This is a genomic window from Streptomyces sp. NPDC057474 (assembly GCF_042802555.1).
Lineage (GTDB): Bacteria > Actinomycetota > Actinomycetes > Streptomycetales > Streptomycetaceae > Streptomyces.
The window spans coordinates 1-14,263 of sequence record NZ_JBHVDX010000249.1; the positions used below are offsets into that span (position 1 = coordinate 1).

General features: G+C 70.6%; 7 protein-coding genes. 3 read left to right on the plus strand and 4 right to left on the minus strand.

Annotation, left to right across the window (positions count from 1 at the left end):
• Positions 1-16: 16 nt before the first annotated feature.
• A complete protein-coding gene (locus tag ACFU53_RS40910) occupies positions 17-469 on the minus strand; it encodes a hypothetical protein (RefSeq protein WP_384004614.1) in 453 nt (150 codons plus the stop codon).
• 115 nt (positions 470-584) lie between these two features.
• On the opposite strand from ACFU53_RS40910, the gene ACFU53_RS40915 reads away from it, so the two are divergent.
• The 3 genes from ACFU53_RS40915 (at position 585) to ACFU53_RS40925 (ending at position 6,704) form a co-directional block, all read left to right on the plus strand.
• Entirely contained in the window at positions 585-3,713 is a 3,129-nt protein-coding gene (locus ACFU53_RS40915; RefSeq protein ID WP_384004616.1) for an alpha-N-acetylglucosaminidase, read from the plus strand.
• Positions 3,714-3,968: 255 nt separating this feature from the next.
• Positions 3,969-5,942, plus strand: coding sequence for a hypothetical protein (locus ACFU53_RS40920; RefSeq protein ID WP_384004618.1), 1,974 nt, complete (start codon positions 3,969-3,971; stop codon positions 5,940-5,942).
• 69 nt (positions 5,943-6,011) lie between these two features.
• Positions 6,012-6,704 carry a TetR/AcrR family transcriptional regulator gene (locus ACFU53_RS40925; RefSeq protein WP_384004620.1) on the plus strand — a complete coding sequence of 231 codons (693 nt, stop codon included), beginning with the start codon at positions 6,012-6,014 and terminating at the stop codon, positions 6,702-6,704.
• 77 nt (positions 6,705-6,781) lie between these two features.
• Here the strand turns inward: ACFU53_RS40925 and ACFU53_RS40930 are convergent, their stop codons facing one another.
• The 3 genes from ACFU53_RS40930 to pulA form a co-directional block, all read right to left on the minus strand.
• On the minus strand, positions 6,782-7,138 hold the full coding sequence (locus tag ACFU53_RS40930; protein WP_384004621.1) for a 5-carboxymethyl-2-hydroxymuconate Delta-isomerase: 357 nt from the start codon (positions 7,136-7,138) through the stop codon (positions 6,782-6,784).
• Between the two features lie 45 nt (positions 7,139-7,183).
• A complete protein-coding gene (locus ACFU53_RS40935; protein ID WP_384004623.1) occupies positions 7,184-8,791 on the minus strand; it encodes a SpoIIE family protein phosphatase in 1,608 nt (535 codons plus the stop codon).
• An 82-nt stretch (positions 8,792-8,873) separates the two neighbouring features.
• A partial coding sequence (pulA, locus tag ACFU53_RS40940; RefSeq protein WP_384004625.1) for a pullulanase-type alpha-1,6-glucosidase occupies positions 8,874-14,263 on the minus strand: 5,390 nt, incomplete at its 5' end.

Sequence of the window (14,263 nt, forward strand, 5' to 3'; positions counted from 1 at the left end):
GCCTCGATGCGCGCGGTCAGCCGCTGTGGCTGCCGTTGTTGTGGCTGCCACCGGGGTTCATGTGCTCGGACCCCTCCTGCATCTCCCCGCCGAGCGTGCCCTGCAGCCCGTTGACCGTCTTCTCCTCGCCAACGGCGACCCACTTGCGGCCGACGAGGTAGTAGCCGCCGTAGTCCTTGGCGCCGGCGAGCCACTCCGCCTGGCCCCGGTCGGTGGCGAAGGTCGCGAGGACGAACTTGCCGTCGAAGTCGCCGTCCTTGTTCGTGCAGAGGGCCTGGCGGATCGTGTCCGCGTCCGTCTGCATGTCCGGCTTGCAGCCCACCTCGCCCGCGATGTGCTCCAGCGTCCCGCTCGCCGTCTTGGGGACGGCGGCCTCGGCGTCGTCGGCCGAGCCGCAGCCGGTCAGCATCAGCAGGGCGGCGACCGCTCCTGCCGCGCTCCCCGCAAGCCTCTTCCTCGTCAAACTCATCCGTACCTCCGGGTCCGTTCCGGCGACGTGAACTCGCCAGCTCCGTGCGCACCGTTGTTCACGGACGGTCGCCCAGTTAGCGTGCCGCCACTGTCGACACAGGGGGCACACAGACATGAACTGTCCGTCGCGACGCACGGTGCTGGGCTCGGCCGGTGTCATCGGCCTCGGAACCTACCTGCAATGGCCGGTCCCGGCCCACGCCGCAGAGAGCCCCGGCGAGGGCCCCGCCTTCGATACGGCTCCCGCGCGCTCCGCGCTCAATCGGCTGCTGCCCGGTCATGCCGGACAGTTCCGGCTCAGTCTGCTCGACCGGAGCGGCACCGTCGACCGGTTCCGTGTCACAGGCACCACCGGACGCATCCAGGTCCAGGCCACGACACCGGCCACCCTGCTCATGGGCGTCCACTGGTACCTCAAGTACGTCTGCGGGGCCCACCTCGCCTGGAACGGCAGCCAGCTCGACCTCCCGAGCCGCCTCCCCGCGCCCGCCCGCTCCCTGGAGAGATCCACGGCCCTCCCCCACCGCTTCGCCCTCAACGACACCAACGACGGCTACACCGCCCCGTACGCGGACTGGTCGTACTGGGAACACCAGATCGACCTCCTGGCGGCCCACGGCTGCAACGAGGTCCTGGTCATCGCGGGTATGGAGGCCGTCTACCACCGGCTGCTGAAGGACTTCGGGTACTCCGACGAGGAGTCCCGGGCCTGGCTCCCCGCACCCTCGCACCAGCCCTGGTGGCTGCTCCAGAACCTCTCCGGCTACGGCGGCCCCCTCTCCCCCGAGCTGATCGCCCGCCGGGCCGCACTGGGCCGGCGGATCACCGACCGCCTGCGCGAGCTGGGCATGTCCCCCGTGCTCCCCGGCTACTACGGGCACGTCCCCAAGGAGTTCGTGGAGCGCAACGGCGGTGACGCGCACGTCGTCCCGCAGGGCATCTGGCACGGCTTCGAACGCCCCGACTGGCTCGATCCGCGCACCGACGCCTTCGCCCGTGTCGCCTCCTCCTTCTACGGCCATGTGAAGGACGTGTTCGGCGAGGCGGCCCACTTCAAGATGGACCTCCTGCACGAGGGCGGCACGGCGGGTGACGTGCCGGTGCCGGACGCCGCGCAGGGTGTGGAGAAGGCCCTCCAGAAGGCCCACCCGGGCGCCACCTGGGTGATCCTCGGCTGGCAGGAGAACCCACTGCCGGAGCTGCTGGACGCCATCGACAGGTCGAAGATGCTGATCGTCGACGGTGTCTCCGACCGCTACGCCAGTGTCACCGACCGCGAACGCGACTGGGGCGGCACCCCGTACTGCTTCGGCACGATCCCCAACTTCGGCGGCCGTACGACCATCGGGGCCCGCGCGCACCTCTGGAACGACAAGTTCTTCGCCTGGCGGGACAAGGCGGACAGCGCGCTCGCCGGTACGGCGTTCATGCCGGAGGCCACCGACCGCGACCCGGCGGCCTTCGAGCTCTTCTCCGAACTGGCCTGGACACCGAGGAAGCTCGACCGGGCCGCCTGGTTCTCCTCGTACGCCGACTTCCGTTACGGCGGCCGCGACGACTCCGCCCGCGGGGCCTGGCGGGCGCTGCACGACACGGCGTACCAGCAGCAGGCCGTGGAGCGCAGCGACCCGCACGACTCCCTCTTCTGCGCCCGCCCCGACCTGGCCGCGAACCGCGCCGCCGAGTACGCGCCGAGGGCACTGACGTACGACCCGGGGCGCTTCGACGCGGCCCTCGCCGGGCTGCTGGGGGTGGCGGGCGGGCTGCGCCGCAACCCGGCGTACAGGTACGACGTGGTGGACGTGGCGCGGCAGGCGCTCGCGCACCGCAGCCGCCAGTACCTGCCGCAACTCCGCGCGGCCTACCGGCGCAAGGACCTCGACACCTTCCGTGCCCTGTCCACCCTCTGGCTGCGGCTGATGCGGCTGTCCGACGAGGTCACGGGCACGAACGGGGCGTTCCTGCTGGGCCCGTGGGTGAACGACGCACGGCTGATGGCGACGAACGACGCCGAGCGGGCCGAGTTCGAGCGGACGGCGAAGGTCCTGATCACGGTGTGGGGCGGGCGGGCGACCTCGGACACGGGGAATCTGCACGAGTACGGCAACCGGGAGTGGAACGGCCTCATGGCCGACTTCTACGTCCCGCGCTGGCAGAAGTGGCTCGACACCCTGGAGGACGCGCTCGCCACGGGGAGCGCTCCGGCGGCCGTGGACTGGTTCGCGTTCGAGGAGCCGTGGACCCGGGAGCGCAAGGACTATCCGCTGCGGCCGGTGGGCGACGCGTACCGGTCGGCGGCGCGGGTGCGTGACGTGCTGGCGCGGGCGCCGTACCAGGGGACGCTGACCGTCACCGCGGAGCCGCCGGTGCTGCCGCCCGGCGGGAGTGCGCGGCTGTCGGCGGTCTTCCGCAATGTCAACGGGCTGCGGGCCACCGGGCAGGTGGACTTCTCCCTCAGCGGCTTCGACGGTACGGCCGAGCCGGAGGGGCCGACATCGTTGCCGAGCGTTCCGGCGGCCGGGTCGGGGACGGTGCGCTGGCGCGCGGACGCGCCGGGTACGCCGTTGGAACGGCCGCTTCGGCCACTTCCCTACGCGATCACGGTCACGTACGGGCCCCGGGGCGAGGACCGGGTCGAGGGCCGCTTCGACGGGACGCTCTTCGAGGCGGGGCCGCTGGATTCGGGGTGGAGCACCTACACCGACAACGGGGCCGTCTTCGGACAGATGGAGGACCGGTTCGCCATCGATGGGGCCGGGGCGGATCTGTGGCGGGGGACGGCGGAGTTCGGCACGGTCTATCGGGCGGGGGCGCTTCGGGACGGTACGTCCGTCACGCTTCGGGTCGACTCCCAGGCGGCGACGGGGAATTGGGCGCGGGCGGGGATCGTGGTGCGGAACAGCCTCGGTACGGCCGGGGCGCCGGGGTTCCTGAATCTGGCGGTCACTCCGGCGAACGGGGTGGTGTTGTCGTACGACAGTACAGGGGACGGGACGCTCGATACGTACCGGCGGATCACGGGGGTCAAGGCGCCGGTGGTGCTGCGGTTGAGTCGGGTGGGGGTGGGGTCGTACATGGGTGAGTGCTCGACCGATGACGGGGCTACATGGAGGGCCGTGGCCACGGTGGCGGTGCCGGGGGCGGCGAGTGGAGGGCAGGATGTGGGCCTTTTCATGAGCGCCACGAATGGAGGGAGCGGGGCGCGGGGGTTGGTCGAGTTCAGCGGCTGGTCGCTCACCTAGCTTTCATCGCCCCCGCCGCCGATGGGTGGTTTGCTGCGGGTGGGTTGTGGTTGCTCGCGCAGTTCCCCGCGCCCCTGAAAGACAAAAGGCACGGGGCGCAGCCCCTGCTTTTTGAGGGGCGCGAGGAACTGCGCGAGCAACCACGACCCACCCGCACCCGCCAACCCACAGGCACCCCCGAGCTACTAGGCGCCCCTGCCCCACCCCAGCGGAGCGGCAAGGTGACCATCCGACCATTCGCTCGTTTTGCTGAACGTGCAGTCACAGGATGTCGCCCCGCGCCCCGCATCTTCCCGCGTCCAGAAGTCGGTCGTGGACGTCGAGCAGGCGGAGGCCGCGCTCGTCGAGCACTACCCGCGTCTTGTCCGGCTCGCTTATCTGACGTTGCCGCCGAGCCTGGGCCGGAACCGTCGCGTGCTGACGGCACACGCGCTGACGCAGCGGGCGCTGCCGAGGGGACGTAAGGCGGCATCCCTGATCCCGGCGCAGGCGACGGAGACGGGAACGGGGACGGGAACGGGGGCGGTGGCGGGCCGGGAGCGCAACCCCGGGTACGCCTTTGTCCGGCTCCAAGTCTTCCGCACCGCCCTGGAGGCGGGCCTTCCCCTCCGACGCAAGGCGTGGCCGAAGCGGTCCCAACTGCCGCCGCTGCTCCCGCGTGTGTGGGGCCTGCGTCTCTCCCCCCGCTCGGGCGGCGCCGACGAACTGGCCCTGGACCAGCGGCTGTCGGCGCTCACCTCCCCGGCTCGCGCCGCCTATGTCCTGCGCGGTCTGGAGAAGCTCCCCGACCCGGCGATCAGGACACTTCTTGAAGAGGCCGGTGTCGACAACCCGGCCGCGGCGCTGAAGGAGGCCGACTCCGTGTCGGCCCAGCAGTACGCGCTGCTCTCCTCCCCCGAGTACGACCCCTGTTCGCTGCACGCCCGCCCCACCGATCTGATGCGCCGCCGCCAGCACGTGAAGGCCGCGCAGGCCGCCACGGCCGCCGTGGTCGTGTGCGGGGCGCTCCTCGGCCTGCCCGGGGAGGGGTGGGGGCCCGACGGCGCGGCGGCACCCCCGTACGCCCGGAATCCTGCGGCCCAGGCGGCCCTCGATCCAGGCAAGTTGACGACGGCCACGGCCACGGCGTGGCAGACGACGGGGCGTACCGACTTCACGACCTGGCCCGCGCGCGGCGACCTCACCGGCGACAAGGCCCTGCTGCGGCGCGCCCTCGCGGTCTGGGCCCGGCCCGGCGACTCCGTGCAGGTCGCGGTCACCCTCGGCACCCAGGCCGGCCCCCCGCCCGGCCCGCCGCAACTGCTGTACGCGGGCAAGGTCGACAACCTCCGGGTCGTCCTGCTCCACGACGGCCTGCGCATCGCCCGTTACGCCGAGCCCCTCGTCGACCCGGGCATGGCCGCCCTCGACCTGACCCGGGTCGACGGGGCGGCCGGCGCCGGCGCGAGCGCCCTGGTGCTGGGCCGGTCCGACGGCAACGTCCGCTATCTGACGGCTCCTTGGGTGCGCGAGGCGGCCGTACGGGATCTGGCGAAGCCCGACGCCGCGGTGCGCAAGCTCGCGCTGACGAAGGACGGGACGACGGCCCCGTTCGGCAGCCCGGCGGTGCGTACCGGAGAGTGCCGGTCGTGGGACGTCCTGCAGCTGACCGACGCCACGCGCGGTACGCGGCTGCTGACGGATCTGTCCGAGGTGACCCCCGCGCACCTCACGGTCGGCCGCCCGTCGACCGCGTCGCCGGGTCGTGACGCGTCCGCCGCGCCGGCGGCCTGGGCGCCCTTCGCCTGCTCCCTGGCCGCCGTACGGTCGCAGGGCGTGCGGACCGTGAACGCCTGGCAGTTCGCCCGCCAGCCCCTCCCCGACGGCAGCGGCACGGCCGACTGGGTCTGCACCCGCACCGAGACCTGGCGGGGCGCGGGAACCCGGGCGTTGACCCAGTTCAACACCCCGGCCGGCGCGTACATCACGGCCGCCGCCGCCGAGGTCCCCGCCTGCGGCCCGGCCGACCGGCACGTTCTCGCCGCCGGCCCCTGGAAGTCCGCGACCGGTGACTCGTATCTGCTCGCCGCCGGCAGCAAGGACACCGTCTCCGTCGAACTGACCGGTGGGGCGAGCGCATCGGCGTCGGGCAACCTCCTCGCCGTACCGGCCGAAGAGGGCGCACAGGCCGAGTTGAAGGGCACCCTGGCGAACGGCCGGGAGATCAAAGGACTTCAGTCGGCCCGGTGACGGAGCGGATCGAACACCTATACGCAATCCAGCCCATGGCGGGCTGGAATCAATCGGTAGGGTGTTCGCATGCGAACCGGTGCGCGCCGCAGGATGGGTGTGGAGGAGCGGCGGCAGCAGTTGATCGGGGTCGCCCTCGAGCTGTTCAGCCGGCGCTCGCCCGACGAGGTCTCCATCGACGAGATAGCGTCGGCGGCGGGCATCTCACGCCCGCTCGTCTATCACTACTTCCCGGGCAAACTCAGCCTGTACGAGGCCGCGTTGACGCGTGCCTCCGACGATCTCGCGAGCCGTTTCGTCGAGCCCCGCGAGGGCCCGCTCGGCGCCCGTCTGCTCCGCGTCACGCACCGCTTCTTCGACTTCGTCGACGCACACGGCCCCGGTTTCTCCGCGCTGATGCGCGGCGGCCCGGCCGTCGGTTCGTCCCGCACCAACGCCCTCATCGACGGCGTACGCCAGGCCGCCTATGTCCAGATCCTTTCGCACCTCGACGTCGACGCCGCACCCGCCCGCCTCGAACTCGTCATCCGCTCCTGGATCTCCCTCGCCGAGTCCACGGCCCTGCTCTGGCTGGACGGCCGCCGCATCCCGAGGAAGGAGCTGGAGATCCAACTGGTCCACGACTTCGCGGCGCTGGCCGCGGTGAGCGCGGCACAGGACGAGGAAATGGCGACCCTGCTCAGCAGGGTGCTCGCCGAGGAGCCGACAGACGGCCCGTTCAGCGACTTGACCGGGCTCCTTGTGACTTTGGGGCGCGGCTAAGTTTTTTAGGGGCGCGGGGAACTGCGCGAGCAACCACGACGCTCCCGCAGCCGCCCCCTCAGAAGCCCCAACGGCGCCTAGATCTCGAACTTCCGGTACGAAGGATCAAGGTCCCGCACTTCCGCCGACGCATGAAGCGCCACCCCCGCCGAAGGCTTCACATACTCCCGAACCAGCTCCAGCACGTTCTCCGTCAACGTCACCTTCGTGTCATCGGTCCGCCCCGCGAGCAGCCCCAATGTGACGTGCAGAATCGCATGCCCTGTCACGTCGGGACCGACAACCGTGTCCTCGCTCGCCCGGAACTGCGTCTTGCACGCCTCCGGCTTCGCGGCAGCGGTCCGCACGACCTCCTCATGCAGGGCCTTGGCGAAAGCGGGCCGGTCGAACCCGTCGGAGAGTACGGCGGAGTAGTCCACGGTGATCTGCGGCATGGGGCGCCCCTCTACGGCAAGGTCGACAACAACAAGGCAACCGGGTCAGCCTAGCCGCAGGCGCAACGCCAGCATCGCGATGTCGTCCTCCCGGTCCCGCCCGAAACAGTGCAGCAACGTGTCGCACAACGCGACGGTCCCGGCCGGAGCGCCCGCCGCGGCGGCCCGCAGCTGCTCCAGGGAGAGCGAGAGATCGATGCCCCGGGTCTCGACGAGCCCGTCGGTGACCATGAGGAGCCGGTCGGTGGGCCAGAGGATCGTCTCCGTGGGCTCGGGCCGTTCGAGGCCGAGCCCTAGAAGCGGCCCGGCGGCCTTCACATACTCGGCTTCGCCGGAGTCGCGGACGATCAGCGGCGGGATGTGGCCCGCGTTGGCGATCCGTACGCGCCCGCTGCCCGGCTCGACGAGGGCCAGACAGACCGTGGCGGTGACGTCGGGGTGGTAGTGCTGGAGCATCCGGTCGAGCCGCTGGGCGAGCGCCGCCGGGTCGGACTGCTCCACGCAGTAGGCGCGCAGGGCGTGCCGTATCTCGACCATCACGGTGGCCGCGTCCAGCGAGTGCCCGACGACGTCGCCGACGGCGGTGAGGACGCCGCCCGGGGTCGAAAGGGCCGCGTAGAAGTCGCCGCCGATCTCGGTCTGGCGGGACGCGGGGACGTACCGGACGACCACTTCGAGGCCGGGGAACTCGGGCACCCGTTTGGGCAGGAAGCTGTGCTGGAGGGTGAGCGCGACATGGCGCTCGACCTGGTACATGAGGAGGGGCTGCGCGGCCAGGGCCGTGGCCTGGGCGAGGCGGGCGACCAGGCCCGTGGTGTCGGAGGCCCTGCCACGGGTGCCGCTCAGGGGTGTGGCGACGCAGACGGGTGTGCCGCTCTCGGCGCGGGCCAGGACCAGACGGGCGTCCTCGGTGACACCGGGCCGGAAGAAGCCCGCGGGCCACAGGGGCGCGGGGACGACGGTGTCGTGCGGCCCGGGGTTGCCGTCGGTGATACGGCGGATGAGCCGGGCCACGGCGTCGTGCGCGCCCGCGTCGGGGAGGGTGGTGCGGGCTCTGGCCCGGGAGGTGCCCCTGTAGAGGTGGCCGTCCTCGCCGAGCACGAACACGGCGGCGGGCGACCGGGTGAGCCGGGCAGCTCCTTCGGCGGCGGCTCCGGCCAGCTCCTCCAGGGTGCGGGCGGCCTGGACGTCGACGATGGTCTCGGACAGCAGCGTGAGCCGTCGTACGAGGGCTTCGGCGCCGTTGCGCATGCGGGCGCCGCGGACGGCCGCGCGGACGACCGCCTGGATCTCCTCCGGTTCGGCGGGCACCGTCAGATAGGCCTCGCCGCCCGCGTCCAGTCCCCGGCAGCGGTCGCTGGGGGCGACGGAGGCGGCGGAGAAGTGGACGACGGGCAGGGCCGCCATCGGGGGCCGGGCCTTGAGCCGGCGGCAGAGTTCGAAGCCGCTCATGTCGGGGAGGCCGACGTCGACGAGGGCGACGTCGGGCAGGGCTCCCGAGCGGAGCCGTACGTCGAGTTCGGCGAGGGCCTCACCGGCGCTGGCGACGGGGACGACGCTGTGCCCGGCCCGGCGCAACACCGCGCCCATCGCGTACCGGCTGGCGGCCGCGTCATCGACCACCAGCACCGTGGTGCTTGCTTCGTCGGCCATCAGGCTCATGAGGCTCTCGTCGTCGCTGAAGCTCGGGTGGTGCAGGCGTCCCCTCTCCGCCCGCACCACCCAAGCTAGCGCCCTACCGGTCGGATCGTGCGAATACGGCCACGGTCCGCCCCGGAACGACGAACGTCCCCGATTCCGCTTCGTACGACGAGGTCCGGACGGTAGAGTCCGCACCCGCCGCCTGTACCCGATGCAGGGCGTACCCCGTCCCGGCCAGGTTGTCCACGGTCTGCTTCCGCTTCTCGGGGGTGGCGTTGAAGACGACGACGAGGTCGCCGAGTTCCATGGTGATCACGCCCGGGGTCTCGTCCTTCCCCGACAGCGGGAAGGCCAGCTTCGACTGCACCTGACCTGCCGTGTCGAGGGAGAACACGTCCTCCGTCGTACGGATCCTCAGCAGGTCCCGGTACGCCGCCGAGGCCCCCTCGATCTGCTCGCAGCCGACGCCGACGGAGGTCAACAGGGGTTTGGCGTAGGGCCACTTGGACTGGTTGTCGGCCGCGAGCGGCAGTCCGCGTCCGAAGCCGTTGCCGCCGTCCCGGCAGTCCCAGTGGATCGCGTTGAACCAGTCGCCGCTGTCGTAGGAGTTCCGGTCGAGCGACTTGGAACGCAGCAGGTCGGTGCCCGCCTGGGAGAGCGCCGGGCCCTGGGAGAGGGCGGCCGTCGCCATGGCGAGGACCTGCATACGGGCCCGGTCGGCCCCGCTCGTCGAGACCGGCAGCTTGAAGGCCAGCGCGTCGAACAGCGACTCGTTGTCGTGGGCGTCGACATAGGCGAGGGCGTCGCCGGGGGCGTCCGCGTATCCGGCGGGGGCCCCGTTGTAGTCGACCTCGGAGCCCTTGACCTCCTTGCCGTCGGTGTCGGTGAACCGGTAGTTCGCGAGGTTGCCGCTCAGGCCGACCTTGACGAGGTCCTGGTAGTGCAGCAGCCGTGCCTTCTGCTCGGCCGGAGTGCCGTTGTCGTCCGAGGAGTTGGGCTCGGTGTAGAGACCGGACGCGAAGCCCTGGACACCCGGGTCCTCGTCGAAGGGGCCGCCGCCGCGCACCGCGTCACGGGCCCGGTCGGAGAAGGTCGCGATGCCCGTCCCGGCCATGTTCTTCTGCGTGGCCTGGACGAAGCGCGCGTCGTCGGCGACCTCACCGAAGTTCCAGCCCTCCCCATACAGGATGATCTTCTTCCCGTCGACGCCGTCCTTCTTCGGCGTCAGCGCGTCGAGGGCCTTCCTGACCGCCAGGATGTTGGCCTTCGGGTGGTGCCCCATCAGGTCGAAGCGGAACCCGTCGACCTTGTACTCCTTGGCCCAGGTGACGATCGAGTCGACGACCAGCTTGCCCATCATCGTGTTCTCGGGCGCGGTGTTGGCGCAGCAGGTGGAGGTGGCGACCGAACCGTCGGCGAGGAGCCGGTGGTAGTAGCCGGGGACCACCTTGTCGAGGACGCTCTTGTCGGCCTGACCGCTCGCCGGGGTGTGGTTGTAGACCACGTCCAGCACGACCCCGAGGCCGTCGCCGTTGAGCGCCTTCACCATCTTCCGGAACTCGACCGTGCGCCGCGTACCGTCCGGGTCGGTCGCGTACGAGCCCTCCGGAACCGTGTAGTGGTACGGGTCGTAGCCCCAGTTGAACCCGTCCTTCGCCGCAGCCTTGGCCACGCACTCCTGCTGCTTGTCGGAGTCGGCGGCGTACGAGCCGAGGTCGCAGTCGACGGTCGCCTGGTCCGCCTTCTTCTCGGGGATGGTGGCGATGTCGGCCACGGGGAGGAGATGGACGTAGGACGTGCCCGCCTTCGCCAGCTCCCGCAGATGCTTCGACCCGTCGCTGCCCTTGTCGGTGAAGGCGAGGTAGGTGCCCTTGTCCTTCGCGGGCACGGTCTTGTCGTCGATGGAGAAGTCCCGGACGTGCAGTTCCTGGATCTGCGCGTCCTTCAGCGGCACCGCCTCGGGTTTGCCGTACGACGACCAGCCGCTGGGCGCCAGGGACTTGTCCTGCAGGTCGACGACGAGGCTGCGCTCGGAGTCGGCGGTCAGGGCGACGGAGTACGGGTCGGTGACCTTGTTGGTGACGACCTCGGCGACGCTCGGGGCCCACACCCGCACGACGTACCGGTAGGGCTTGTTCTTCCAGGACTTCTCACCGGTGACGGACCAGACGCCGGTGGTGTCGTTCCGCTTCATGGGGAGCGTCTTGCTGTCGAGTTCCAACGACACGCTCTGGGCCGTGGGCGCCCAGACGGCGAGCGTGGGACGGCCGTCGCGGAAGGTCGGGCCGAGGTCGGCACCGGAGCCGTCGTACAGATCGTCGAGTACGCCGGCGATCTGCACGCCCGTCCCCGCGAGCACGGCCCCGGTCGCCGCGCGTTGGGAGGCGACGAGCTGGCCGCGCAGGGCCTCGCGGACCCGGTCGCGGTCGCGCGGGTCGACGGTCCAGGCGGTGTACGACTTCAGGTGCGGGAACTTCGCCTTCTGGGCGTCGGTGAGGGCCGATCTGGTGAGTCGGAGCCATCGCTCGTCGGTGCTCGTCAGCGTGCCGTCCTTCGCGGCGATGGAGCCGGTGCGGGAGTACAGCAGCTGGGTGGAGGCGGCGGTGTCGTCGCCGTTCCAGGCGAGGGTGTTCCGGTCGATCCAGACCGCCTTGGAGGTGGACAGGTCGAGGGCGGCCGCGCTGCCCGCCGGCTGCGGGAGCAGGTACTTCTCCTGGCCGTTCAGGAGCCACACCTCGTGGCCGTTGCCCTTGAGGTCGAGCGCCTGGTCGGTGGAGAGGTCCTTTTCGTCGCCCTTGTGGATGATGTAACTGAGGCTGGTGGCCCCGTCGGTGAGCGGCACCTCGAAGACGGCGCCGTAGGCGTCGGTCCGCACCGGCTCCAGCGGCTTCGCCCAGTCCGTGGGGTTCGCGGCGCCGGACCAGACGTGCAGGCCCCAGCCGTCGTAGTTCCCGTCGGCGCGGTGGTAGTGCAGGACGGCCTTGGTCGTGTCCTGCTCGGGATACGTCGGCCGTTCCGTGCGTACGGCTTCCTTGCCCTGCTCGACCCAGATCTCGCCCGTCTTCGTGACGTCGATCGTGCGGTCGGCGGAGACGTCCTTGTTGCCGTCCTTGTCGATGACGAGGTAACTGACGTCGGAGGCACCGGGCTTGAGCTTGACGTAGGCGAAAGCGCCGTACGCGTCCCGCCCGATGAAGTCATGGCCGTTCGGCCAGGTCGTCTCCTCCCCCTCGGCGATGTCACCCCAGGCGTACAGCCGCCAGTCGGTGTAGTCGCCGTCGGCGCGCTCGTAGTGGACGATCGCGTAGTCGCGCGAGGAGGCGGTGGGGGCCTCGGGGGCGGGCGGGGTGCCCGTGGTGGAGGTCGCCGTGGCGCTCACCGTTCGTCCGGTCCGGTCGATCACAACCGCCTTGTAGCGCAGGGCGGTTCCGGCGGCTACGTCCTCGTCGATGGTCTGGGTGACCTTGTACGGGGCGTGGTCGGCGGAGCCCAGTGTCTTCCACTTGCCGTTGCCGACCTGGGCGGCGAAGACGACGCGGTTGAGCTGTCCGCCTCCCCCACTCTCGGCTCCGCTCGAGCGGGAGGTGCCCCCATCGTCGGCGCTGATCTCCACCGTGCCGGTGGCGCCGGTGGCCGGGGCCTTGAGCGTGAGGGACGGCTCGGTGGCGGGCTTCGCCGGCTGACCGGTGGCCTTGAGGACGATCGCGGACCCGGCCGGGACGGTGACGGTGACCTTGCGGTCGGCGTCGCTCTTCACCTTCGCCGTCGTCCCGTAGATGCCCTTGAGGGCCATGTTGGCCGAGCCGGTCGCGAAGGTGGCGGTCCTGGCCTCACCCGCGTTGTTGAAGGCGACGACGTACTCGGTGCCGGTCCTGGCATCGGTGCGGGAGAAGGCGTAGACGCCCGCCCCGTCGGCCGCGTAACGCTCGGTCTGGACTCCGTCGGCGAGGGCCGGGTTGGCCTTGCGGAGCTTGGCGAGAGCACTGATCTGCTGGTAGAGCGGTGCTCTCGTGTCGTACGCGTCCGAGGCGTGCGTACGGTCCGTGCCGAGCTGGTCGTCGTCCAGGTAGTCGGCGACCTCGGAGGCGAACATGGTCTGGCGGGAGTCCTTGTCACCGCCCGCACCGGTGAAGCCCTGCTCGTCGCCGTAGTAGATGACCGGGTTGCCGCGGCTGAGGAACATCAGCTCGTTGGCGAGCCTGTCCTTGGCGAGCAGTTCGGCGTCGCCGGCCTTCGGGTTGTCCTGCTTCAGGAAAGTCCCGATGCGGCCCATGTCGTGGTTGCCGAGGAAGGAGACCTGCTCGTACGCGTTGGACTTGTCGGTCGTGTACTTGTAGTCGTCCCCGAAGACCGAGGCGAGCTTCTGCGCACTGCCGCCCTGGGAGGCGTACGACCGTGCCGCGTCCTGGAACGGGAAGTCGAGCGTGGAGTCGAGGCGACCCTGGGTGACGTACGGGGAGGTCACGGACGTGTCGGCGGAATAGACCTCGCCGAACATGAAGAAGTCGTCGCGGCCCTTCTTCGCGGCATACGCGTCGAGCGCGGTGGCCCACTGGGTCCAGAACTCCATGTTGACGTGCTTCACGGTGTCGATCCGGAAGCCGTCGATGTCGAAGTCCCTGACCCACTTCTCGTAGATCTTCTCCATCCCGGAGACGACCTCGGGACGCTCGGTCCACAGATCGTCCAGCCCGACGAAGTCGCCGTAGGTCGCGGACTCGCCGGCCCAGGTGGAGTCACCCCGGTTGTGGTACATCGTCGGGTCGTTGAGCCAGGAGGGGACCTTGGCGTTCTTCTTGGCGGCGGGGACGACGGGGGTCCGGGGGAAGGAGTTCCGGTCGACCTTCGGGAAGGTCTTCGTCCCATCCGCGTAGTCGGCGTCGTCGAAGGGCTTCCCGTCCTTGGTCAGGTAGGGGAAGGCGCCCTTGGAGAGGTAGTCGTAGGACTTCTCCTCGTGGTCGACGACGTCGGCGGTGTGGTTGGTGATGACGTCGAAGAAGACCTTCACGCCCTTGGCGTGGGCCTTGGAGATCAGGGTTTCGAGGTCCTTGTTGGTGCCGAAGTGCGGGTCGACCTGGGTGAAGTCGGCGATCCAGTAGCCGTGGTAGCCGGCGGAGGCGTTCTCGCCGGCGCCCTGGACAGGCTGGTTCTTGAAGATGGGCGCGAGCCAGATGGAGGTCGTGCCCAGGCCCTTGATGTAGTCGAGGCGCTCGGTCAGACCCTTGAGGTCGCCGCCCTGGTAGAAGCCCTTGTCGGTGGGGTCGTAGCCGGTCGCGAGGCGCGAGCCGGTGAGGCCGCCCTTGTCGTTGGCCTTGTCACCGTTGGCGAAACGGTCCGGCAGGACGAAGTAGAACTGCTCGCGGGTGAGGTCGTGACGGGCGGCGGTCTTCGCCAGCTTCGCGTCGGACGGGGGTGCGGGCGGAGTCGCGGCCCCGGCCGCGAGGGGCTGGACGAGCGCGGCGGTCAGCGCGGTCACGGTGACCG